This is a genomic window from Thioclava sp. DLFJ5-1, assembly GCF_002020115.1.
Lineage (GTDB): Bacteria > Pseudomonadota > Alphaproteobacteria > Rhodobacterales > Rhodobacteraceae > Thioclava > Thioclava sediminum.
This window is the reverse complement of sequence record NZ_MPZU01000001.1, coordinates 691,212-711,941: the sequence shown is the minus strand read 5'-3', so window position 1 is coordinate 711,941 and position 20,730 is coordinate 691,212. Positions and strand designations below refer to the sequence as shown.

The 20,730-nt window shown below is 65.5% G+C and carries 24 protein-coding genes and 1 tRNA gene; 9 read left to right on the top strand and 16 right to left on the bottom strand.

What is annotated here, in order from left to right; translation table 11 throughout:
• The first annotated feature begins 42 nt into the window (after positions 1-42).
• The 3 genes from BMI86_RS03440 to BMI86_RS03430 are packed head-to-tail and all read left to right on the top strand — an operon-like array spanning position 43 to position 2,045.
• The gene (locus tag BMI86_RS03440) at positions 43-966 is read left to right on the top strand and encodes a carbohydrate kinase (RefSeq protein WP_078539759.1); all 924 of its coding nucleotides are present in this window, start codon (positions 43-45) and stop codon (positions 964-966) included.
• On the top strand, positions 963-1,412 hold the full coding sequence (gene dtd, locus BMI86_RS03435) for a D-aminoacyl-tRNA deacylase (protein ID WP_078539758.1): 450 nt from the start codon (positions 963-965) through the stop codon (positions 1,410-1,412). Before BMI86_RS03440 ends, dtd begins: the two co-directional genes overlap by 4 nt.
• A gap of 51 nt (positions 1,413-1,463) precedes the next feature.
• Positions 1,464-2,045: a thymidine kinase gene (locus tag BMI86_RS03430; RefSeq protein ID WP_078539757.1), complete on the top strand. Its 582-nt coding sequence runs from the start codon at positions 1,464-1,466 to the stop codon at positions 2,043-2,045.
• Positions 2,046-2,048: 3 nt separating this feature from the next.
• Here BMI86_RS03430 and BMI86_RS03425 read toward each other — a convergent pair whose 3' ends face one another.
• The 7 genes from BMI86_RS03425 to BMI86_RS03395 form a co-directional block, all read right to left on the bottom strand.
• On the bottom strand, positions 2,049-3,167 hold the full coding sequence (locus BMI86_RS03425; protein WP_078539756.1) for a beta-ketoacyl-ACP synthase III: 1,119 nt from the start codon (positions 3,165-3,167) through the stop codon (positions 2,049-2,051).
• Positions 3,168-3,209: 42 nt separating this feature from the next.
• Positions 3,210-4,157, bottom strand: a complete 948-nt coding sequence (locus BMI86_RS03420) for a D-glycerate dehydrogenase (RefSeq protein ID WP_078539755.1) — start codon at positions 4,155-4,157, stop codon at positions 3,210-3,212.
• Complete coding sequence (locus tag BMI86_RS03415) at positions 4,157-4,492, bottom strand: tRNA-binding protein (protein ID WP_078539754.1); 336 nt, start codon at positions 4,490-4,492, stop codon at positions 4,157-4,159. Before BMI86_RS03415 ends, BMI86_RS03420 begins: the two co-directional genes overlap by 1 nt.
• A complete protein-coding gene (gene proC / locus BMI86_RS03410; RefSeq protein WP_078539753.1) occupies positions 4,489-5,301 on the bottom strand; it encodes a pyrroline-5-carboxylate reductase in 813 nt (270 codons plus the stop codon). Before proC ends, BMI86_RS03415 begins: the two co-directional genes overlap by 4 nt.
• Before the next feature lie 27 nt (positions 5,302-5,328).
• On the bottom strand, positions 5,329-5,832 hold the full coding sequence (locus BMI86_RS03405; RefSeq protein WP_078519694.1) for a YbjN domain-containing protein: 504 nt from the start codon (positions 5,830-5,832) through the stop codon (positions 5,329-5,331).
• 285 nt (positions 5,833-6,117) lie between these two features.
• Positions 6,118-6,193: transfer RNA gene (locus BMI86_RS03400), tRNA-Ala, on the bottom strand.
• Positions 6,194-6,280: 87 nt separating this feature from the next.
• Positions 6,281-6,733, bottom strand: a complete 453-nt coding sequence (locus BMI86_RS03395; RefSeq protein ID WP_078539752.1) for a thioredoxin domain-containing protein — start codon at positions 6,731-6,733, stop codon at positions 6,281-6,283.
• 68 nt (positions 6,734-6,801) lie between these two features.
• On the opposite strand from BMI86_RS03395, the gene BMI86_RS21170 reads away from it, so the two are divergent.
• Positions 6,802-6,978 (top strand): hypothetical protein, encoded by a 177-nt coding sequence (locus BMI86_RS21170; protein WP_168173771.1) that lies wholly within the window; start codon positions 6,802-6,804, stop codon positions 6,976-6,978.
• 5 nt (positions 6,979-6,983) lie between these two features.
• Here BMI86_RS21170 and BMI86_RS20855 read toward each other — a convergent pair whose 3' ends face one another.
• The 6 genes from BMI86_RS20855 to BMI86_RS03370 form a co-directional block, all read right to left on the bottom strand.
• Positions 6,984-8,117, bottom strand: a complete 1,134-nt coding sequence (locus BMI86_RS20855; RefSeq protein WP_246831615.1) for a zinc ribbon domain-containing protein — start codon at positions 8,115-8,117, stop codon at positions 6,984-6,986.
• Positions 8,118-8,121: 4 nt separating this feature from the next.
• Positions 8,122-9,258: an SPFH domain-containing protein gene (locus BMI86_RS20850; protein ID WP_143594671.1), complete on the bottom strand. Its 1,137-nt coding sequence runs from the start codon at positions 9,256-9,258 to the stop codon at positions 8,122-8,124.
• A 22-nt stretch (positions 9,259-9,280) separates the two neighbouring features.
• Positions 9,281-10,249, bottom strand: a complete 969-nt coding sequence (locus BMI86_RS03385) for a DUF2927 domain-containing protein (RefSeq protein ID WP_078539751.1) — start codon at positions 10,247-10,249, stop codon at positions 9,281-9,283.
• Complete coding sequence (locus BMI86_RS03380) at positions 10,246-11,424, bottom strand: toxic anion resistance protein (protein ID WP_078519690.1); 1,179 nt, start codon at positions 11,422-11,424, stop codon at positions 10,246-10,248. Before BMI86_RS03380 ends, BMI86_RS03385 begins: the two co-directional genes overlap by 4 nt.
• A 61-nt stretch (positions 11,425-11,485) precedes the next feature.
• Positions 11,486-12,397, bottom strand: coding sequence for a 5-bromo-4-chloroindolyl phosphate hydrolysis family protein (locus BMI86_RS03375; protein ID WP_078539750.1), 912 nt, complete (start codon positions 12,395-12,397; stop codon positions 11,486-11,488).
• A 253-nt stretch (positions 12,398-12,650) separates the two neighbouring features.
• Complete coding sequence (locus tag BMI86_RS03370; protein WP_078539749.1) at positions 12,651-14,294, bottom strand: pseudouridine synthase; 1,644 nt, start codon at positions 14,292-14,294, stop codon at positions 12,651-12,653.
• Positions 14,295-14,417: 123 nt separating this feature from the next.
• On the opposite strand from BMI86_RS03370, the gene BMI86_RS03365 reads away from it, so the two are divergent.
• The 5 genes from BMI86_RS03365 to BMI86_RS03345 all read left to right on the top strand — a co-directional run bounded on the left by BMI86_RS03365 (position 14,418) and on the right by BMI86_RS03345 (position 17,592).
• The gene (locus BMI86_RS03365; protein WP_078539748.1) at positions 14,418-14,867 is read left to right on the top strand and encodes a nucleoside deaminase; all 450 of its coding nucleotides are present in this window, start codon (positions 14,418-14,420) and stop codon (positions 14,865-14,867) included.
• A 104-nt stretch (positions 14,868-14,971) separates the two neighbouring features.
• Positions 14,972-15,247: a peptidase gene (locus BMI86_RS03360; protein WP_078539747.1), complete on the top strand. Its 276-nt coding sequence runs from the start codon at positions 14,972-14,974 to the stop codon at positions 15,245-15,247.
• A 65-nt stretch (positions 15,248-15,312) separates the two neighbouring features.
• On the top strand, positions 15,313-15,771 hold the full coding sequence (locus tag BMI86_RS03355; RefSeq protein ID WP_078539746.1) for a PaaI family thioesterase: 459 nt from the start codon (positions 15,313-15,315) through the stop codon (positions 15,769-15,771).
• The gene (locus BMI86_RS03350) at positions 15,768-16,292 is read left to right on the top strand and encodes a PaaI family thioesterase (protein WP_075776152.1); all 525 of its coding nucleotides are present in this window, start codon (positions 15,768-15,770) and stop codon (positions 16,290-16,292) included. Before BMI86_RS03355 ends, BMI86_RS03350 begins: the two co-directional genes overlap by 4 nt.
• Positions 16,285-17,592: an MATE family efflux transporter gene (locus BMI86_RS03345; protein WP_078539745.1), complete on the top strand. Its 1,308-nt coding sequence runs from the start codon at positions 16,285-16,287 to the stop codon at positions 17,590-17,592. The genes BMI86_RS03350 and BMI86_RS03345 overlap by 8 nt, the downstream gene beginning before the upstream one ends.
• 94 nt (positions 17,593-17,686) lie before the next feature.
• Here BMI86_RS03345 and BMI86_RS03340 read toward each other — a convergent pair whose 3' ends face one another.
• Genes BMI86_RS03340 through BMI86_RS03330 form a run of 3 tightly spaced genes read right to left on the bottom strand, consistent with a single transcriptional unit; the run spans position 17,687 to position 20,724 of the window.
• Positions 17,687-19,018 (bottom strand): glutamine synthetase family protein, encoded by a 1,332-nt coding sequence (locus tag BMI86_RS03340; RefSeq protein WP_078539744.1) that lies wholly within the window; start codon positions 19,016-19,018, stop codon positions 17,687-17,689.
• Positions 19,019-19,021: 3 nt separating this feature from the next.
• Positions 19,022-19,849: an ABC transporter permease subunit gene (locus BMI86_RS03335; protein ID WP_078519682.1), complete on the bottom strand. Its 828-nt coding sequence runs from the start codon at positions 19,847-19,849 to the stop codon at positions 19,022-19,024.
• Positions 19,846-20,724 (bottom strand): ABC transporter permease subunit, encoded by an 879-nt coding sequence (locus BMI86_RS03330; protein ID WP_078539743.1) that lies wholly within the window; start codon positions 20,722-20,724, stop codon positions 19,846-19,848. The genes BMI86_RS03335 and BMI86_RS03330 overlap by 4 nt, the downstream gene beginning before the upstream one ends.
• Positions 20,725-20,730: the final 6 nt, after the last annotated feature.

The following is a 20,730-nucleotide window of genomic DNA, read 5'->3' as shown; positions in this document are numbered from 1 at the left end:
CGTGTAGCAGGTGTTAGCGGTATCGGAATGAGGAGGCCCCCGATGATCCTGAGTTGTGGCGAAGCACTGATCGACATGCTCCCGCGCGAAAGCGTGCAAGGCGAGGCGGCGTTTGCGCCCTATCCGGGCGGTGCGGTGTTCAACACCGCGATTGCGCTGGGGCGGCTCGGTGCGCGCTCGGGGTTCCTGTCGGGGCTGTCGGAAGACCTGTTCGGCCAGATGCTGATCCGCTCGCTCTCCGATAGCGGGGTGGATGCGGGGCTTGCAGTGCGCTCGGACCGGCCCACGACGCTGGCCTTCGTCACGCTCACCGATGGCCATGCGAGCTACGCCTTCTACGACGAGAACACCGCAGGCCGGATGCTGAAGATCGAGGACATGCCTGCGATCCCGGCAGAGGTGAAGGCCATGTTCTTCGGCGGCATCTCGCTGCCGGTCGAGCCTTGCGGCGCGGCCTATGAGGCGCTGATGCTGCGCGAGACCGAGAGCCGCGTGACCATGATCGACCCGAATATCCGCCCCGGATTCATCGGCGATGAGGCGGCCTATCGCGCGCGGTTGGAACGGATGTTCGCCGTGGCCGATATCGTGAAGGTCTCGGACGAGGATCTGCGCTGGATCGAAGGGCCGGGCACCATTGCCGATCTCGCGCGCGGGATGCTGGCGAAAGGGCCGAAGCTTGTCTTCGTGACCGAAGGCGCGACCGGCGCGCATGGCTTCTCGAAACACTGCGAAGTGTTCGTTCCGGCGCGCAAGGTCGAGGTCATCGACACGGTCGGGGCAGGCGATACGTTCAACGCGGGCGTGCTGGCCGCGCTGGACCGTGCCGAGGCGCTCGACAAAGGTGCGCTCGCACGCGCCGAGGAAGGGCTGATCTCGGACTGCCTGAAACTGGGCGTGGCCGCCGCTGCGGTGGTCGTCAGCCGGGCAGGGGCCAACCCGCCCTGGGCGGACGAACTGGCATGAGGGCGCTGATCCAGCGGGTCTCCGAGGCCTCGGTCACCGTCGACGGCAATCGCATCTCCGAGATCGGGCCGGGCCTTCTGATCCTGTGCTGCGCGATGCAGGGGGATGACGAGAAAGTCGCCGAGAAACTGGCCGAGCGCGTCTCGAAGCTGCGCATCTTCAAGGATGAGGCGGGCAAGATGAACCGGGCGGTGGGTGACATCGGCGGCGCCTGTCTCGTGGTCAGCCAGTTCACGCTGGCGGCTGACACATCGCGCGGCAACCGCCCCGGTTTTTCTGCGGCAGCCCCGCCGGAAGACGGCGACCGGCTGTATCAGCATTTCGCCCGGCACCTCGAATCTCTGGGCCTGCCGGTCCAGACCGGGGAGTTCGGTGCGGATATGAAAGTAGCGCTTCTGAATGACGGGCCGGTCACGATCTGGATGGACAGCGCCGACCGTCCCTGAGCGTCGCGTGGGCAGTCTTGCTCCCCTGAAAATCGCGGGCTATTGCAGGCCATGGCCAAGCTCTACTTCCATTATTCCACGATGAACGCGGGCAAGAGCACGATCCTCTTGCAAGCCTCCCACAACTATATCGAACGCGGCATGGAGACCTTCCTCGTGACCGCGCGGCTCGACAATCGCGCGGGCGACGGGCGCATCGCGAGCCGGATCGGCATCGGTGCGGAGGCGGCCTGTTTCTCCGAAGAGACCGACATGTTCGCGCTGATCGAGGCGCGGCTGGCGGAGGGCCCCTGCGCCTGCATCTTCGTGGACGAGGCGCAGTTCCTGACCGAGACGCAGGTCTGGCAGATCGCCCGCGCGGTCGATGACCTGCGCGTGCCGGTGATGTGCTACGGGCTGCGGGTGGATTTTCAGGGCAAGCTGTTCCCCGGCTCGGCGGCGCTGCTCGCGCTGGCCGACGAGATGCGCGAAGTCCGCACGATCTGCCATTGCGGCAAGAAGGCCACGATGGTGGTGCGGATGGGCCCTGACGGACAGGCGCTGCGCGATGGCGATCAGGTGCAGATCGGCGGCAACGAGACCTATGTCAGCCTCTGCCGCCGTCACTGGCGCAAAGCGATGGGTGAGGCGTAAGCCTCAGATCTTCTCGACCACGACCGAGCCCACCGAATAGCCCGCCCCGAAGGAACAGATCAGCCCGATCTCGCCCGGTTTGAAATCGTCGGAATATTTCGAAAACGCGATGATCGACCCGGCGGAGGACGTGTTGGCGTAATCCTGCAGGATATTGGGCTGCTCGCCCGGCTCGGGATCGCGGCCGAGCACCTTTTTCCCCACAAAGTCGTTCATCGTCTTGTTGGCCTGATGCAGCCAGAGACGGTGCAAATCCTCGGGCTTCACCTGTGCATCGGCGAGATGGCCGAGGATGTGCTGCGCGACCATCGGCATCACTTCCTTGAAGACCTTCCGACCCTCTTGCATGAACTGCATGTCGCGACGGTCGGCCACGCCATCGGGGCGGGTGCGGCGCAGGAAGCCGTTATTGTTGCGGATGTTGTTGGAAAATTCCGTCGCGCAACGGGTGGAGCGGATCAGGAAGCCATGCGGCGCATCCTCACGCCGCTCGATCAGCGTCGCGGTCGCCACATCGCCGAAGATGAAGTGGCAATCGCGGTCGCGCCATTCCAAATGACCGGAAGTGATCTCGGGGTTCACGACCAGCGCGCGGCGCACGGAGCCCGTGCGGATCATGTCGGCGGCGGCCTGAATGCCGAAGGTGGCCGAGGAACAGGCGACGTTCATATCGAAAGCGAACCCGCCCGCGCCGAGAAGCTTCTGGATCTCGATGGCGACGGCGGGGTAGGCGCGCTCCATATTCGAAGCGGCGCAGATCACGAGATCGACGTCCTCGCCCTTCCGTCCGGCCTGCGCCAGCGCCTTGTTGCAGGCATCGAGCGCGATCTCGGCCATGATGCCCGGCTCGTCATCCGAGCGTTGGCGAAGGCGCGGATACATGCGCGTGGGGTCCAGCACGCCTTCCTTGTCCATCACGTAGCGCTGCTCGATCCCGGAGGCTTTCAGGATGAACTCGACCGAGCTATGCGGCTTGGCCTCGATCTCGCCCGCGGCGATGGCCTCTGCGTTCTCGGCGTTGAACAGATCGGCATAGGCGTTGAACGCCTCGACCAGTTCGGCATTCGTGATGACGTGTTCCGGCGTATAGACCCCGGTCCCGGTAATGACGGCTTGATGCATCGGATCCTCCTTGGCAGAGCCTCCCGCCAAGGAGGTGAAAGGTCAAGACGACACGCGATTGGGCGGCGCGTTGCCGTCACGAAAGGCGATAAGATTGTCGACCGCCATGTGGCCCATGTCGTCACGCACCTCAAGAGCGGCGGTGCCCAGATGCGGAAGCAACGTGACGTTATCCAGTGCGCGCAGGGCTTCCGGCACATAAGGCTCGCGCTCGTAGACATCGAGACCCGCGCCCGCGATCACATTGCCCTGCATCGCGGCCACCAGTGCCGCCTCGTCGACGATATCGCCGCGCGCGATGTTGATCAGATGCGCATGCGGCTGCATCTTCGCGATCTCCGCCGCGCCGATCAGGTGATGCGTGGCGGGGCTTGCGGGCACCGCGATCACCACGAAATCGGAAGTTGCGAGCAGCTCGTCCTGGCTCAGATGCGTCGCGGGGTAGCCCGGATCGACGGGGGTGCGCTTGGTGTAGGCGACCTCCATGCCGAAGCCGAAATGGCAGCGTTTCGCAATCGCAGTGCCGATGCGGCCCAGACCGATGATACCGACCTTCTTGCCCGAGACGTGCTGGCCAAGGAATTGCGTTGGCGTCCAGCCGGTCCAGTCGCCGCGCCGCACGAAGCGCTCGCCCGCCGAGGCACGTCGCGCGCTCATCAGGATCAGCATCATCGCGATATCGGCGGTCGCATCGGTCACCGCGCCCGGCGTGTTGGTCACCGTGATGCCCTTTGCCTCGGCGGCGGCCACGTCAATATGGTTATAGCCCACCCCGAAGTTGGCCACGATCCTCGCGCGGGGGCTACCCTCGAAGGCCGCTGCCGTCACCTTGTCGCCCAAGGTCACAAGAAGCGCATCGTATTCGGCCAGCGCCTGCCGCGCCTCGTCTTCGGTCATCGGCGCGGCCCCGTTGCGGAAGGTCACGTCGAATTCTTTCGCCACGCGGGCCTCGACCTCGTCGGTCAGCTTGCGGGTCACGAGGAGCTTCATCAGAACATCCTCCCGCCGATCGGCACGTCCTTGTCGGGCGTCAGCAGTACGACCTCGCCGTCTTCATCGGGCACGCCGAGCACCAGCGCCTCGGACATGAACGGCCCGATCTGGTGCGGCGGAAAGTTGACCACACCGAAGACCAGCTTGCCGACCAGCTCCTCGGGCGCGTAATGCACCGTGATCTGGGCGGAGCTTTTCTTCACGCCGATCTCGGGGCCGTAATCGACCCAGAGCTTGATCGCGGGCTTGCGCGCCTCAGGGAAGGGCTCGGCTGCGGTGATCCGGCCGCAGCGGATGTCGACCTTCATGAAGTCGTCGAAGGAGATGGTCATTTCCCCAGCTCCCGGTTGCGCGCGATATTCGCCGCGACCGCTTTGCGCATCAGGGGCGGCATGCCGGTCTCGGGGTCCATCAGAACCTCCAGCGCCGCAGCCGTCGTCCCGCCCGGAGAGGTCACGTTCTCACGCAGCTTGGACGGGCTCTCGTCGCTATCCTCGGCCAGTTGCCCCGCGCCGCCCACGGTCGCCTTGGCGAGCCGCAGCGCCAGGTCCGGATCGAGCCCCTCGGCCTCGCCCGCCGCGGCCATCACCTCGATCAGGTGGAAGACGTAAGCCGGGCCCGAGCCGGAGACGCCAATCACGGCGTTCATCTGTTCCTCATCGTCGAGCCGCACAACCTGACCCACGCCGGTCATCAGCGCATCCGCCGTGTCCAGATCATCGCTCGTCGCGTTCGGATTGCCGACAATCGCGGTCACGCCACGGCCGATCGCGGCAGGCGTGTTGGGCATCGCGCGCACCAGCCGGGCCTGCGTGCCCAGCATCTTCTCATAGCCCTCGATGGTGATCCCGGCGGCGACGGTGACAAACAGCGTATCGCCCTCGGCCATGGCCGAGAGTTGCGGCAGCGCGTCGGCCATCATCTGCGGCTTCACCGCGACCAGAACGACAGCGGGAGTCTCGGGCAGATCGGCGTTGAGATTCACGCCGGACTCTTTCAGCCAATCGGATGGATTCGGATCGACCACCCAGACCGAGGCTGCGGGCAGACCGCCCTTCAACAGCCCCTGAAGGATCGCGCCGCCCATGCGTCCGCAGCCCAGAATGACGAGGCCGCGGTCGGAAATCTTGTCAAAGCTCATGCTTCCCCCTTTTGGTTCGGGGGGAGATTAGGCGCGCCCGTAGGCCTCCGCAATGGCCACCTGCATCGCGTCTTCGGGATCGCGCTCGCCCCAGGTCGCCAGCTGGAAGGCCGGGTAGAACCGCTCGGAGGACACGACAGCCGCGCCGATCAGACGGTCGATCTGCTCCGGTCCGGGCAGCTGCCCGCCCGAGAGCACGAGCCCATGCCGCCAGACCATCAGCCGCTGATCCGGCCAGAAGGTGAAGGCGCCGGTCCAGACCCGGTCGTTGATGCGGTTGAGAAGCTCGTAAAGCGCGCCTTCGCGGGCCGGCGGCGGGTCCATCTCGAAAGTGCAGATCAGCCGCAGGGTTTCGTCCATCGGCGACCAGGCGAGGGTGATCGAGTAGGTCCGCCACTGACCCTCCACCGCCATTGCGATCTGGTCATCGGTGACCCGGTCGAATTCCCATTCATGGGCTTCGGCCAGCGTCTCGACGATGTCGATCGGGTGGAGTTCTTCGGCGTACAGATAGTCTTCGCTCAGTGCCATGCTCGTATCCCCCTGCCTTTTCTAGATGCCCGGGGTGCAGCTCCCCTAGGGCTTGTCGGCTTTACAAGGAACGGCGGTAGCAGCCGCCTGTCCCTACAAGATATCGTGTAGGCAGGTTGCTATTGTGTAAAGCAATTTCTGGTGGATAAGCCGGGTGGCCCCCACGAAATCTGGGGATAGTTCATCCACAACGCGGGGCGAATTGCGGATTGCTACACGCTAAGCATTTGAGATTGTTTGGAAACGCAAAAAGCGCCCGAAGATCGGGCGCTTTTTGAAGCGGTTTGGTGGAGCCTAGGGGGATCGAACCCCTGACCTCGTCATTGCGAACGACGCGCTCTCCCAGCTGAGCTAAGGCCCCGAACCGTGGCGTGGTATTTCGCGCAAGGCGCGGGCTTTGTCAAGCGACCCGCCCGTGGCTCGCGCGAAAAATTCCGCGTAATCCGCGTTATGCGGGCACCGAGATTTTCGACTTCACGAAATTGACCAGATCGCCTGCCGGGCGGGCGCCTGCGGCGCGGGCGACCTCGCGGCCCTTGGCGAACAGGATGAAGGCGGGAATGCCCTGAATCCGGTAGCGCTGAGTCGCGGTGGGGTTCACCTGCGTGTTGATCTTCGCCAGCCGCACATGCGGTGTCAGCTTCTCGGCGGCCATGTTGAACTGCGGCGCCATCGCCTTGCACGGGCCGCACCACGGCGCCCAGAAATCGACCAGCAGCGGCAGGTCGTCCTTTTCGGCCTTGGCGAGCGTCTTGAAGTCGACTTCGGTCACCTTGTGCGAGACGAGCCAGCCGCCGCAGGTGCCGCATTTCGGGTTCGCGCCCAGCTTCTCGGCGGGAACGCGGTTGGCCTGCCCGCAATCGAGGCAGGTCACACGGTAGCTTTGAGAGGATTGGGTCATGTCACCCCTCCTTTACATTGGGTTGCAAGATATATCGGGAACCCACTTCGGCTTTGCAAGGAGACGACATGACGCGCTGGAAAGAGCTGAGCCCCGAACGCCAGATGGACCTTCGCGCCGCCTATGACATCGAGATGGCGCGGCAAACCAATTCCTGTTCGCTCGACGAGAAGATCGCGCGCTTCGCCGAATGGCTCGCCCCGCAGGGCATCGCCTTCGGGATGGACGATCTCGCGAAAGGCTGACCCGCTCAGCGGCTCTTCAGGTAGAAGAGCGTTCCCCCGACGATCACCGCAGCGAGCACCGCCAGCGCGATCTTCCATGCCGACCACGGACGATCCCCGCGCACGCGGCCCGTCTGGGCGTTCACGACGAAGCGGTAGGAGCGGCCACGGAACTTGTAGGCGGCGGTCCAGATCGGCAGCAGGATATGCTTGAAGGTCTCGGCCGAGAACTGCGGGTCCATCGCGCCGATCCGCTGTTCGTCGCCGCCGATATCGCGGCGAATGTCGGTCTGGATGACGCGGATCATCTCGGCCTGCGCGGCGTGATGACCCTCCTGCAGTTGCACCGTGTAGCCTTCGGCGGTGAAGCCCGCGAGATAATCGCGCCGATAGGGTTCGAGCGCCGTCAGGTCCCACGGGCGCAGCGCCTGCACGTAATCGGGCGGCAGCGAGCGCGCGGCGTAGATCACCACATCGTCGAAATCGCGCGCCACCTGACCCGAGACCGGCGTCCAGCGGATTCGGCGGACCTGCTCGGTGCGCGGGCCCTTGTCGGTCTGTACGGTGCGCGTGATGTAATAGGCGTCGCCGCGCTGGCCGGAATAGCGGGTGCGGGTCGCGGCGTCGAAGGTCCAGAAGGGCGCGTAGATGCCGGTCATGCGCCGGCCCTTGCGGGCATATTGCGACAGCCCGTTAGGCGCGAACCACAGCGAGCCGAGCCATTTCGAGAGCGCCGCGCGCGCTTGGTCCTCGGTCAGCTGGAAGGGCAGCACCCCTTGCGGCTTGATCAGCCGCGTCGTGCCCGTATCGACCACCACGGGCGTCGCGCAGAACGGGCATTCGGTCGCGTGCTCGCCGTTCTGCAACTCGATCGAGGCGCCGCAATTGGGGCAGGAGACGGTGCGGTGCTCCTCCATCTCCTGCGCGGGCAATTCGCGGGTCAGCGCCTCGTCGAGCGGCAATTCGCGCAAGCGCGCCTCTCCGCGCCCGGTGGCGGAGGGAATGTCCTGCACATGGCCGCAATGATCGCAGACGAGCCGCGTCTGGCCCGGAGCGAAGCGCAGATCGGCGCCGCAGCTTTCGCAGTGATAGTGGCTCTCGCCGCGTGGGTCGGCAGGGGCGGCAGCCGCGCTCCGCCCCACTTTCGGGAAACCCAGCATTGGATCAGCTCGCAGGTGGCGCAGCAGGCGGGGGCGGCGGCGGCGCGATGGTGAAGAGCTGCGCCAGTTCGGTCACGTCCTCGGCGCGCATCCAGCCGTTCTGACCCGGCGTCCAGACGAGGCTGTCGCGGGTGAGCGAGCCTTCCGAGACCATACGCCCCAGATGCCCGCGCCCGTACGGGCCCTGCGTTTGCCCATTCACCGCGAGATGCCAGACCTTCTCCACCGGCGGCGGGGGAGGGGGCGGCGGCGCGGCGGCGGCGGGTTGCTGACCCATCTGCCCCCAGGGCCCCATCTGCTGGCCCATCGCCATGCCCATCCCGGCGCCCATGCCCGCGCCCATCGCGGCGCCCATCCCCGCGGAGGCACCGGAACCCGGCTGGCCCATCGCCTCGGCGGCATTGTACTGCATGTATTTGTTCAGATCGCCCACGATCCCCATCGATGTGCGCTTGTCGAGAACCGCCTCCACCGCTTCGGGCAGCGAGACGTTCTCGATGTAGAACTCGGGCAGCTCCAGCCCGTAATTCGCGATGGTCGGCGCGATTGCCTTGGTGATCAGCTTGCCCATGTCGGCGGTGTTCGCCGCCATGTCCAGGATCGGGATGCCCGAGCTGGCAATGGCGCGCGAGAACTCCTGCACGATCACGTTGCGCAGCTGGTAGCTGATCTCGTCAGAGGTGAACTCGCCATCGGTGCCGACGATCTCGGTCAGGAACTTGCCCGGATCGGTGACGCGCATCGAATAGGTGCCGAAGGCGCGGATGCGCACCGGGCCGAATTCCGGATCGCGCGCCATGACCGGGTTCTTCGTGCCCCATTTGAGGTCGTTGAACCGGGTGGTGTTGACGAAATAGATCTCGGACTGGAAGGGCGATTTGAACCCGTGATCCCAATGCTGAAGCGTCGTGAGGATTGGAAGGTTGTTGGTCTCGAGCATATAGAGCCCGGGCCCGAAGATATCGGCCAGTTGCCCTTCATGGACGAAGACGGCGGCCTGACCTTCGCGCACGGTCAGCTTCGCGCCGTATTTGATCGCGTGACCCTCGCGCTCGAACCGCCAGACCATCGTGTCTCGGGTGTCGTCGGTCCAGCCAATGACGTCGATGAATTCGCCGGAGAGGAAATCGAGAATGCCCATGGATGCGGTTCCTTCTTGGTTCTCAGCTTGCGCCGCCCAGCAATTCGGAGGCGATGGTGGTGACGATCGGGCGGGCCTCGCGTTCGGTCATGCCGGGCGTCAGGCGCGGGTCGTAAAGCATCTGCAGCAGCAACTCGTCATGCTTGGTCAGCAGCGAGAATTCCTCATCATCGTTGAAGATCGAGGGCCGCGCGCGCGGATAGTCATTGGCGAGACCCAGCCCCTGGGCCAGTTCCTCATGGATGCAGCTGGTGCGCAGTTCCGGCGGGTGTTCGCCCCGGATCACCGCGACCGCGTCGGTATAGATCGGACTGTCGCCCTGCGAGAAGGCGAAGACCACGCAATAAGTCGAGAGCGGCAGGTTGGTGATCGCCTCGACCGAGCTGTCATCGATCCCCGGCACCAATTGGCGCAGGCGCGGACCGATCGCCCGGCGCTCATCCTCGTTGAGGAACAGCACGTGGAAATTGCCGCCGCGGTTCACCACGCTGACCGGATGGCGCGAGGCGCGCGCAAGCTTGCCCGCATAGGCGCGCACTTCCGCGATGTCCGAGGCGCGGTCGGCCTTGGGGATCGAGGCGCCGAAGTCGATATCCATCCGCACCGGCTTGTCCCAGCGCCGCAGGCGCGAGGGGGTCTGGCGGGCGACGAACCCGCCACCCTGCGCCGCGTATTCGTCGTAAAGCGCGATATGGATGAAGTCCTGCACCAGCTGCCGCTGGTTGAACGGCGCATCGCGCGGCGCGACATCGGTGCGCAGCTGGCCGCGCGCTTCCATCTCGGCGGCGGTCTTGGCGAAATAGGCCGACATCTCCCGCGAGAGCGCGCTTTGCTTGGTAGCGTTCGAGCGATCGAGATCGGCCGGTGCGCTGGGCGGGCGCGCGGTCTTGTCCGGTGCGAGCGGCGAGCCGCCCAAGCCCGGCGCGCAGGCCGAAAGGGCCAGCGCCGCCAGCCCTGCAAGAACCGGAAAGGCCGCACGCATCCGTGTCATCCCGCAGCCCCGCCAGCCTGTGCGGAGGATTTCGCCGCCGACAGGGTGTCGCGCAGCTTGTCTTCCATTTCGACCAAGTCATGCTCTGCCGCGGCGCGCTTGCGCTTGCCTTCATCCGCGATACGCAAGGAGTCCTCGATCGTGGCGACCAGATCGGCATTGGCCGCCTTCACCGCCTCGATATCGAAGACGCCGCGCTCCATCTCGGTGCGGATCTCGGCATTGGCTTCGCGCAGATTCTTGGCATTCGATTTCAGAAGCTCGTTGGTCAGATCGTTGGCCTCGCGCACAGCGCCTGCCGCCTCGCGCGAGCGTTGGATCGTGACCGCCTGCGCCAGTTGGGTCTCCCACAGCGGCACGGTGTTCACCAGCGTCGAGTTGATCTTGGTCACGAGGCTCTTGTCGTTTTCCTGAACCAGCCGGATCGAGGGCAGCGACTGCATCGTCACCTGACGGGTCAGTTTCAGATCATGCACTCGGCGCTCCAGATCGTCGCGGGCTGCGCGCAGATCGCGGATTTCCTGCGCCTTGAGCACTTTCTGATCCTCGGACGCGGCTTCCATCGCCGCCTCTTTCGCAGGGATTTCCTCGCGGTCGAGCTGGGCCAGCTTTTCCTCGCCCGCCGCGATATAGAGCGCGAGTTCGTCATAGAAATGCAGCGTCTTGTCGTAGAGCATGTCGAGCGATTTGATGTCCTTGAGCAGCTTGTGCTCGTGGCTCAGCAACTCGTCGGTGACGCGGTCGATCTGGCCCTGCACCTCTTCGAACCGGGCGATGAAGTTGCCAAACGGCGCGGCGCGGCCCAGCAGCTTTTCCCACCAGCTCCGCTTGCGGCGCACGTCGAGCTCCGAGACCGAGAACCCGCGGATCGTGGTGACGATCTGGCGCAGGCTGTCCCCGGCGGGGCCGACATCCTTGTTCTTGACGCCCGAGAGCATCTCCTGGCTGATCGATTGCAGATCGACCTGCGCGCGCGAGCCGAACTGCACAATCGAATTCGAGTCGCCCATGTCCAGCTCGGCCATGCGCTTGCGGATTTCTTCGGCGGTCTCGGGCGGGGCCTGATCGAGCGGCGTCACCGCCTCTGCCGGGCCCGGCTCGGGCAGCAGCGAACCGCTGACACCTTCCACTTCGGTCATCAGCTCGGTTGCCTTTTGGCGGGTCGTCTCGGTCATCTCAGGGCCTCCTTGCGCCTGTCGGGGCAGTTCCCGGTGTCACTCATCAACTCACGCTTCGTCAATTCTCGCGGGTCGTCGGCACGACCCCTTCGCGCGCCAGCCGGTCGCGCAGCACGTCGATCTCGATCTCCAGCCCCTCGCGGCCATCTTCCAGCATCTTGCGGGTGCGGGCGGTGAAATTCGCTTCCAGATCATCGAGCAGCGCCGCGTAATCATCGCGTGCCTTTTGATCGCGCGTGTTGCGCCACAGATCGGCGAACTTGATCGTCGCGTCGCGCGCGCCCTCCAGATAAACGGTCATGTAGCGCCGCGCCTGCGCCAGATCGCCGGGATCTTCCTCGACCGCGCGGAACAGATCGCGCGCGGTGGTGGCGAACTGCTCGACCCGGGTGATCAGGACGCGTTCGCCCGAGGGGGTGATGGCCTTGCGCATCTCGGCCAGATAGGCCTCGCCTTCCTTGACCACGCGGGCGACGCGCTCTTGCTGAAATTCGTCGACGCCCTCCATCCCCTTGTCTTTCAGCGGATCGAGACCGAAAGCCACGAGCGAGACCACCGTGCCGATAGCCCCGATCCCGGCCGCGCCGATCACGCCCAGTTCGGGGGCCTGTGCGCCCAGTGCGAGCCCCAGACCATAGGCGACGGAACCCAGAATTTTCCGCGGGAAGGCCGGGCGCTTGGCCGAGCTGCGCGCGACATAGGCGAATTCGGCCCGCAGCCCCTCGCGGATCGTCCAGGCGGCGCCTGCGATCAGTGCGAAAGCGCCAAGCGCGCGGGCCAGTGCGAAGGGGCCTTCGCCGAAGGCGCCCAGCAGGAAGGGCAGAGCAGCGGCCACGATCCAGAACGGACGGCCTTCTTCGGGGTGTCTTGCATCGGGACGACGATGGGGCGGCACGCTGCGGGGATCGTGCAGGTCGGGCCCGCTGGCCGAGCCTTGGGGCGAGTATTTTCCGCCATAGCGTTGAGCCATCATACGCTCCCGGTGAGCGCGACCGACAGCGTCAGCGCGATCATCAGCCAGAAAGCGATTCTCTTTTGCGCCTCGCGCGACATCGCCAGCCCCTGCCATCGGACGCGAATTTCGACGTCCTCAGGGGAATTTATAAGCAGGCTGGCGGGTCTATGCCAGAGAGACGGTGTGAAATTCGCGTAAACTCGCCGAGGAAAAAGAAGAGGGGAAAACCACGGCGGTTTTCCCCTCCCTAAAAGCGCGTTTTCGCCGGTCAGTCGCGATTGCCACCGCGCGGCTTGCCACCGAAGGGCTTGCCACCGGGTTTCCCGCCCGGTTTGCCCGAATGCGACTTGAAACCGCCCGAGCGTGCGGGCCGGTCGCCGCGCGCGTCGCCGTGGGATTTGAACCCGCCCGAGCGTGGCTTGCCGCCCGGCTTTCCGCCATGCGATTTGAAGCCGCCCGAGCGGGGCTTGTCGCCGCCACGGTCGTCACGGCCACCTTCGTCGCGATCCCGGCTGAAGCGCGCCTTGTCGCCGAATTTCCCGCTGGGCTTGCCGCCGAACTTCCCGCCCGAGCGGTCATCGCGGTCGCGGTTGAAGCTGGGCTTGTCGCCGCGCGGCCCACGATCGGGGCGGTCGCCACGATCTTTCGAGAAACGCGTACCCCGGTCGCCGCGCTCGCCTTCATCGCGATGCGATTTGAACCCACCGGTGCGCGGCTTGCGCGGCCCGTCGCGGAAGGGGCGATCCTCGCGCCCGCCCTCTTCGCGATCCTTGCGGAAACGCGGTTTGTCGTCACGGCCGCCCTCGTCGCGGTCGCGGTTGAAGCGCGGCTTGTCGCCACGCGGCCCGCGATCCGGGCGGTCGCCCCGATCCTTCGAGAAACGCGGTCCACGATCGCCGCGCTCGCCCTCGTCACGATGCGATTTGAAGCCGCCGGTACGCGGCTTGCGCGGACGATCTTCACGGCCGCCTTCGTCGCGATCCTTGCGGAAGCGCGGCTTGTCATCGCGCCCGCCGTCATCGCGATCGCGCTTGAAACGCGGCTTGTCGCCCCGATCCTTGCGATCGCCGCGCTCCGGACGATCCCCACGCTCTTTGCGCTCGGGCTTGGCCTCGCCGCCCACCGGCTTGTCGTCGAGCAAACCGCCAAGCTGATCGCGCAGCATCCGGCGCTTCACTTCCATGACGTCGCCCGCCTTCATGTCCATCAGGCGGAAGGGACCGTAGCTGATCCGGATCAGGCGGTTCACCTGGAAGCCGATCTCGGTCATTGCACGACGGATTTCGCGGTTGCGGCCTTCGCGGATGCCCACGGTCAGCCACGCATTCGCGCCTTGCTGACGGTCGAGCGAGACCTCCATCGGCAGGAATTCCTCGCCGTCGATGGTGATACCCTGACGCAGCGGCTCGAAAGACTGCTCGGTCGGGCGGCCATTCACGCGCACGCGGTATTTGCGCAGCCAGCCGGTCTCGGGCAGCTCCAGACGGCGCTTCAACCCGCCATCATTGGTCAGCAGCAGCAGACCTTCGGAGTTGATGTCGAGACGGCCCACGTTCAGCACGCGCGGCATGCCTTCGGGCATCTCGTCGAAGATCGTGCGGCGGCCCTGTTCGTCTTTCTCGGTCGTGACCAGACCCAGCGGCTTGTAATAGAGCCACAGCCGCGTTTCCTGCGGCGCGTCGATCGGCTTGCCGTCGATGGTGATCTTGTCAGACGCAGCCACGTCGAGCGCGGGCGAGTCGATCTGCTTGCCGTTCACTGCAACCTTGCCGGCAAGGATCATCTTCTCGGCGTCGCGGCGCGAGGCCACGCCGGAGCGCGCGATCACCTTGGCGATGCGTTCTTTCGCGCTGGATTTGTCGGCGGATTTCGAAACGGAATTTTCGGGGGAGTTGTCGGGAGTGTCGGTCATGTCCGGTTCCTTCTAGGGGAGGGGGCGCGCGAGTCACTCGGGCGCGAAAGATGGCGATCTACACCTTTCTGCTGCGCGTGGGAAGCGTCTTGATAAGCGCGGATTTGCAAGCGATGAAGAGCCATGGAATTCCGGTCTTTCATGCAACAGGCGCTGGCAGAAGCCCGCGAGGCTGCCAAGCGCGGCGAGGTGCCCGTGGGCGCAGTCATAGTCTCCCCTGACGGTAGGGTGGTGGCCGCCGCTGGCAACCGCACCCGCGAGCTGGGCGATCCGACCGCCCATGCGGAGATCCTCGCGATGCGCGAGGCCTGTGCGCAGATCGGCTCGGAGCGGCTGCCGGGCTATGATCTCTATGTCACGCTCGAGCCCTGCCCGATGTGCGCCTCGGCGATCTCTCAGGCCCGGATCGCGCGGCTTTATTACGGCGCAGCCGATCCGAAATCGGGCGGCGTCGCGCAGGGGCCGCGCGTCTTCTCGCATCCGCAAAGCCACCACGTGCCGGAAATCTATGACGGCATCGGCGCGGCGGAGGCCGAGGCGCTTCTGAAGGATTTCTTCGCCGCGCGCCGCTGAGCGACGCCCGTCTGGACGGATTGCCTTTCCTGTGGCATATCAATCTCATCGCAGGCCCCAAGGGCCGCGACCCCCGACATTGGTATCAGTCAGAAGGAGCGGGCATGCGTCCGGCACTGCGTCTGCGCGAAGGTGGCCTTGCGGCCTATCAGCAAGAGATGAAATGGGTCGCTCTGGCCCTCGGCATCGCCTCGACTATCGCCATCGTGCAGAACTGGTACCCGCTCAATCTCTTTCTCAGCCTGCCGTTCTGCCTGATCTGGGCCTATCACGCCTGGCTCCATACCGAGCGCCAGCTGAAATATCTCAACATCATGTTCACCGGTTTCTACCTCTACGGGATCGCGCGCTATTTCCTGATGTCGCAGGGGCAGGGCTGAGGCGCGGGTCTTGTAACCCCGTCGGCCAGCGGGGATAGTCGCGCAAGATATTCGGGGATGATTTCATGAGCGACGAGAACGACAAGATACTCGAACAGGCCCGCCAGTTCATCGAGGCGATCCCGCATTCCCGCGCGCTCGGGATGCAGATGGACGAGATCCGCCCCGGCTGCGCGACCCTGTCGATGCCCTATGACGCGCGGTTCGTGGGCGATCCGCGCACCGGCGTGATCCATGGCGGCGCGGTTTCGGCGCTGATGGATACCTGCGCGGGCGCCGCCGTGATGAGCCACCCGCAAGCGGGCGCTTCCACCGCGACGCTCGATCTGCGCATCGATTACATGCGCCCCGCGACACCCGGCCAGCGGATCACCGCGCGGGCCGAATGCTATCACGTCACCCGCTCGGTGGCCTTCGTACGCGCCACCACCCATGACGAGGATGCCGAGCGTCCCGTGGCGACCGCCACCGGCGCCTTCACCGTCTCGCGCCCCGACAAACCCAAATCGGAGGGGCAAGCATGAGCCGTCCCAAGCCCGAACCCGTCCAGCAGGTCAAGCAGCGCCGCGACGGCGCGCTCAAGATGCTCGTCGAGGGCATTCCTTACGCGCAGTTCCTCGGCATCGGTTTCGACCGGCGCGGCGATGAGCTGACCGGCGTTCTGTCCTATGACGACAAGCTGATCGGCAACCCGATGCTGCCCGCGATCCATGGCGGGGTGACGGCGGCCTTTCTCGAGGTCACCGCGATCATCGAACTCAGCTGGTCCTACCTGTGGGACGATATCGAGGCGGGGCGGATCGATTTCGACGCGCTCACGCCCGAGAGCCTGCCGCGGCTGCCCAAGACGATCGATTTCACCGTGGACTACCTGCGCTCCGGCCTGCCGCGCGACGCCTATGCGCGGGCGCGGGTCAACCGCTCGGGGCGGCGTTACGCCAGCGTCCATGTCGAGGCGTGGCAGGACAACCGGACCCGGATCTTTGCCCAAGCGACCGGCCATTTCCTGATGCCCGCGCGGGACGACACCTCCGCCAATGGCTGAGATTACCCATGCGCGGGTTCTGAAGATCGCGCTGCCCATCGTCCTCTCGAACGCCACGATCCCGATCCTCGGCGCGGTCGACACGGCCGTGGTCGGCCAGATCGGCCTGCCCGCACCGATCGGGGCGGTGGGGATCGGGGCGGTGATCCTCTCGTCGCTCTACTGGATATTCGGCTTCCTTCGGATGGGCACGACCGGTCTCGTGAGCCAGGCGCATGGGACGGGCGATACCGGCGAGGTCTCTGCCGGGCTGATGCGGGCGCTGATCATTGCGGGCATCGCCGGGCTGAGCCTGATCGTGCTGCAACTGCCGCTCTTCTGGGCCGCGTTTCAGCTTGCCCCGGCGAGCGACGAGGTCGAGCGCCTTGCTCGCGACTACCTGCAGATCCGCATCTGGGGCGCGCCGCTCACCATCTCGCTTTACGCCTTCACCGGCTGGCTGATCGCGCTGGAACGCACGCGCGGTGTCCTCTTGCTGCAGGTGGCGATGAACGCGCTGAACGTGGGGCTGGATCTTCTCTTCGTGCTGGGCCTCGGCTGGGGCGTGCAAGGCGTCGCGGGCGCCACGCTGATCTCCGAGATCAGTGGTGTGGTGCTGGCGCTGTGGCTCTGTCGCGCGGCCTTCGCAGGCGGGTTGTGGCGGGCGCGCGCAATCTTTGATCGGGTGAAACTGGCGACGATGGCGCGGGTGAATACCGACATCATGCTGCGCTCGATCTTGCTGCAGGCGAGCTTCACCTCCTTCCTCTTCCTCGGCGCGGGGCAGGGCGATGTGACCCTTGCGGCCAATCAGGTGCTGCTGCAATTCCTGCAGATCACCGCCTTCGCGCTGGACGGGTTCGCCTTCTCCGCCGAGAGCCTCGTGGGCCAAGCGGTGGGCGCACATTCGGCTGCAAGGCTGCGCCGGGCGAGCATCGTGTCCTCGCAATGGGGGATCGGCGGCGCGCTCGCGCTGGGCGCGGTCTTCCTGCTCGCGGGGCCTGCGATCATCGACCTGATGACCACCGCCCCGAATGTCCGCATCGAGGCGCGCGACTATCTGATCTGGATCGCCGCCGCGCCGCTGATCGGCGGGCCGGCCTGGATGCTAGACGGCATCTTCATCGGCGCGACCCTGACCCGCGAGATGCGCAACGCGATGGTGATCTCGGTCGCGATCTACACGGCCGCGCTTTTCGTGCTGATCCCGCTTTTCGGCAATCACGGGCTCTGGGCGGGGCTGATGATCCTCAACGCCACGCGCGGCCTGACAATGGCGCGGCTCTATCCCCGTGCCGAGGCGAAAGCGGCAGCCGGGTAGGGGCGCTGCCCCTCTGCCTGCGCCCCGCCGCTCCCTTCCCCTTGGGAGAAATATCCCGGGGGTGAGGGCGAAGCCCGAGGGGGCAGCGCCCCCTTCAGACGGTATCTAGGTAAAGCTCGGTCTGTTCCTGATCCGACAGCTCGGCCATGTAATGCAGCTCCTGCCGCTTGGTCATGGCGAAATTGGTGATCAGGTCGCGGTCGAAGATGCGCGGCATGATCTCGCAATTCTGGAAAGCGTCGATCGCCGCTTCCCAGTCGGTCGGCATCTGCGGAAGGTCGAGCGCATAGGCGTTGCCCTTGATCGGCTCGGGCGCTTCCATCTTGTCCTCGATCCCGATCAGGGCGGCACCCAGAATCGCTGCGATCATCAGGTAGGGGTTCACGTCGCCGCCTGCCACGCGATGCTCGATCCGTCGCGCCTGCGGTCCCGAGGCCGGGATGCGCAGCGCCGCGGTGCGGTTCTCATAGGCCCAGGCGATGCCGGTCGGCGCATGGGCGTCGGGCACGAGCCGGTCATAGCTGTTCTCATGCGGCGCGAAGATCAGGCCCGAGCCCGACATCGCGGCCAGACACCCGGCGACCGCATGGCGCATCTGGTCCGAGCCCTGCGGTGTGCCGTCGTTGAAGATGTTGTTGCCCTCGGCGTCGAGCACCGAGAAATGCATATGCATCCCGTTGCCGGGCCATTCGTCGTAAGGTTTCGCCATGAAGGACGCGGCGAAGCCATGCGCGCGCGCCAGACCTTTCACCAGCATCTTGAACAGCCAGCTGTCATCGGCGGCCTTCAGCGGGTCGGGCTGGTGCGAAAGGTTGATCTCGAACTGGCCCGGACCCGCTTCGGAGATCGCGGTATCGGCAGGAATATCCATCGCCTCGCAGGCGTCGTAGAGCTGGCTGAAGAAGATGTCGAACGCGTCGAGCGCGCGGAGCGAGAGGACCTCACCGCCGGTGCGGCGCTTACCCGAGCGGGGCGAGGGCGGCACGCGCAGCGTCTTGCCGCTGTCGTCGATCAGGAAAAACTCCAGCTCGGTCGCGACCACCGGGGTCAGCCCCAGCGCCTTGTAGCGTTCCACGACGCGCGCGAGCGCCTGCCGCGGATCGCCCGCATAGGGCTTGCCGTCCATATGGAACATCCAGATCGGCAGCAGCGCGGTCGGCGCCGAGAGCCACGGCATCGGCAGGAAGCCCCGCTCGGTCGGCATCAGAAGCCCGTCGGCATCGCCGGATTCGAAGACAAGCGGGCTGTCTTCGACATCCTCGCCCCAGATATCGAGGTTCATCACCGAATAGGGAAAACGCGTCCCTTCGGTGAAGACCTTATCGGCGAAGCGGGCTGGCAGGCGCTTGCCGCGCGCCACCCCGTTGAGATCGGCCGCCGCCACGCGGATCGTGCGAACGTCGGGATGGTCGTGCAGCCAGTTCATGTGTCACCTGATAATCTGCGGCCTGAACCGGAAGCGCTTGCGGCTTTCCTGCGGCAGATGGCGGTTCAGGCGGCGGTTGATCACCCCGAAGACCGCGATGACGCAGAGCGTAAGCAGGATGAAGTAGAACGCCGCGATCGGGTAGGGGATGAAGGGGTTGAAGGTCTTGTCCGCGAAATACTTCGCGTAATAGAGCGCGTCGCCCTCCTGCCGGAACGCCGGGAAGCCCGAGAAGAACACGAGCGTCGTGGCGTGGAACAGGAAGATCGCCTCGTTTGTGTAGGACGGCCAGCCGAGCCGGAGCATCGTCGGCCATGTCACGCGGCGGAACTTGGTCCAGCCGGTCATGCCGTAGGCGTCGGCGGCCTCCATGTCGCCTTTCGGCACGGAGCGCAGCGCGCCGTAGAAGATCTCGGCGGCATAGGCGGAGGTGTTGAAGAACAGCACAATCAGCGCGCCTGCCCAGGCCCGCGTGATCCAGTCCGTCGCGACCGTGATCCCGAGGATTGGGAAGCCCGCACGGGGCAGCATCGCGAAGGCCTCGTAGGCGAGGAAGAACTGGATGAAGAGGGGCGAGCCGCGGAACAGGAAGATGAACCATTCGGCCGGTTTGCGGAAGATCGCGCGATCGGAGTTCTTCGCGACCGCGAGCGTCGTGGCGAGGAAGAACCCCGCCAGAAGCGCGAGAATGCCGAAATAGAGGTTCCAGATCATCCCCGAGCCGATCAGGGTGAATTGCTGGCACATCGTGAAATCGGAGCGCGGCAGCAGCCGCTCGCCGATGCCCACGGAGCGCAGCCCGTAATCCGCGATGGTCTGAATGCAGCTCATGCGTCCGCCTTTCTCAGCGCTTCACCAGCAGCCGTGGCCTGCCCGAAGGCGAGGCGGCGGTTGATGCGGGCCAGCACGATCTCGGAGAGCTTGGTCATCACCAGATAGAAGACCAGCAGCGCGAGGAAGTAATAGAGACGCCAGTCGGGATGCGGATAGGCGTAGATGCTCGACTTGGTCGCGCCGAGTTCGCGCGCCCAGTAGACGATATCCTCGATGCCCAGCAGGAACAGCAGCGGCGTCGCCTTGATGAGGATCATCCAGAGGTTCGACAGGCCGGGGATCGCATAGGCCCACATCTGCGGGATCAGCACGCGGCGGTTCACCTGCGCGCGGGTCATGCCGTAGGCCTCGGCGGTCTCCAGCTGCGCGCGCGGCACCGCCTGCATAGCGCCGAACAGCACGTTGGCGGCGAAGGCGCCGTAGACGATAGAGAAAGCCACCACGGCCAGCGCGAAGCCATAGGCCTCGTGATAGAATTGCGGGGCCGTGCCGAGCGGGATTTTCGCGGAGGCACAGACGTGGAATTCGTTACCCGTCCAGGCCGGGCCGGGATCGGGGCAGACCGCGCGTGACTTCAGGTATTCGAGGCCCTGGTCCATCGCGATCGGCACGAAAAGGAAGAAGATGATATCGGGCACACCGCGCACCATCGCGATGTAGCCCCGTCCGAGAAGGCGCAGCGGGGCGGCGCTCGACCGGGCGGCGAGTGCCCCGCCGAAGCCGAAGATCAGCGCCACCGGCGCGGTCACGGCCAGCAGGATCAGCACGATGCCGAACGAGCCATAGAACATGATCTGCTTACCCGTGGTCAGGTAGCAGAGCAGCCAGCCAAGCCCGTGAAGGGCAGAGGGATCGGAACAGCTTTCGAACATCGGACT

Bases quoted from the DNA above. Each gene is read 5' to 3' on its own strand.
- BMI86_RS03440 (WP_078539759.1), top strand. From the start codon at position 43: ATGATCCTGAGTTGTGGCGAAGCACTGATCGACATGCTCCCGCGCGAA.
- dtd (WP_078539758.1), top strand. From the start codon at position 963: ATGAGGGCGCTGATCCAGCGGGTCTCCGAGGCCTCGGTCACCGTCGAC.
- BMI86_RS03430 (WP_078539757.1), top strand. From the start codon at position 1,464: ATGGCCAAGCTCTACTTCCATTATTCCACGATGAACGCGGGCAAGAGC.
- BMI86_RS03425 (WP_078539756.1), bottom strand. From the start codon at position 3,167: ATGCATCAAGCCGTCATTACCGGGACCGGGGTCTATACGCCGGAACAC.
- BMI86_RS03420 (WP_078539755.1), bottom strand. From the start codon at position 4,157: ATGAAGCTCCTCGTGACCCGCAAGCTGACCGACGAGGTCGAGGCCCGC.
- BMI86_RS03415 (WP_078539754.1), bottom strand. From the start codon at position 4,492: ATGACCATCTCCTTCGACGACTTCATGAAGGTCGACATCCGCTGCGGC.
- proC (WP_078539753.1), bottom strand. From the start codon at position 5,301: ATGAGCTTTGACAAGATTTCCGACCGCGGCCTCGTCATTCTGGGCTGC.
- BMI86_RS03405 (WP_078519694.1), bottom strand. From the start codon at position 5,832: ATGGCACTGAGCGAAGACTATCTGTACGCCGAAGAACTCCACCCGATC.
- BMI86_RS03395 (WP_078539752.1), bottom strand. From the start codon at position 6,733: ATGACCCAATCCTCTCAAAGCTACCGTGTGACCTGCCTCGATTGCGGG.
- BMI86_RS21170 (WP_168173771.1), top strand. From the start codon at position 6,802: ATGACGCGCTGGAAAGAGCTGAGCCCCGAACGCCAGATGGACCTTCGC.
- BMI86_RS20855 (WP_246831615.1), bottom strand. From the start codon at position 8,117: ATGCTGGGTTTCCCGAAAGTGGGGCGGAGCGCGGCTGCCGCCCCTGCC.
- BMI86_RS20850 (WP_143594671.1), bottom strand. From the start codon at position 9,258: ATGGGCATTCTCGATTTCCTCTCCGGCGAATTCATCGACGTCATTGGC.
- BMI86_RS03385 (WP_078539751.1), bottom strand. From the start codon at position 10,249: ATGACACGGATGCGTGCGGCCTTTCCGGTTCTTGCAGGGCTGGCGGCG.
- BMI86_RS03380 (WP_078519690.1), bottom strand. From the start codon at position 11,424: ATGACCGAGACGACCCGCCAAAAGGCAACCGAGCTGATGACCGAAGTG.
- BMI86_RS03375 (WP_078539750.1), bottom strand. From the start codon at position 12,397: ATGGCTCAACGCTATGGCGGAAAATACTCGCCCCAAGGCTCGGCCAGC.
- BMI86_RS03370 (WP_078539749.1), bottom strand. From the start codon at position 14,294: ATGACCGACACTCCCGACAACTCCCCCGAAAATTCCGTTTCGAAATCC.
- BMI86_RS03365 (WP_078539748.1), top strand. From the start codon at position 14,418: ATGGAATTCCGGTCTTTCATGCAACAGGCGCTGGCAGAAGCCCGCGAG.
- BMI86_RS03360 (WP_078539747.1), top strand. From the start codon at position 14,972: ATGCGTCCGGCACTGCGTCTGCGCGAAGGTGGCCTTGCGGCCTATCAG.
- BMI86_RS03355 (WP_078539746.1), top strand. From the start codon at position 15,313: ATGAGCGACGAGAACGACAAGATACTCGAACAGGCCCGCCAGTTCATC.
- BMI86_RS03350 (WP_075776152.1), top strand. From the start codon at position 15,768: ATGAGCCGTCCCAAGCCCGAACCCGTCCAGCAGGTCAAGCAGCGCCGC.
- BMI86_RS03345 (WP_078539745.1), top strand. From the start codon at position 16,285: ATGGCTGAGATTACCCATGCGCGGGTTCTGAAGATCGCGCTGCCCATC.
- BMI86_RS03340 (WP_078539744.1), bottom strand. From the start codon at position 19,018: ATGAACTGGCTGCACGACCATCCCGACGTTCGCACGATCCGCGTGGCG.
- BMI86_RS03335 (WP_078519682.1), bottom strand. From the start codon at position 19,849: ATGAGCTGCATTCAGACCATCGCGGATTACGGGCTGCGCTCCGTGGGC.
- BMI86_RS03330 (WP_078539743.1), bottom strand. From the start codon at position 20,724: ATGTTCGAAAGCTGTTCCGATCCCTCTGCCCTTCACGGGCTTGGCTGG.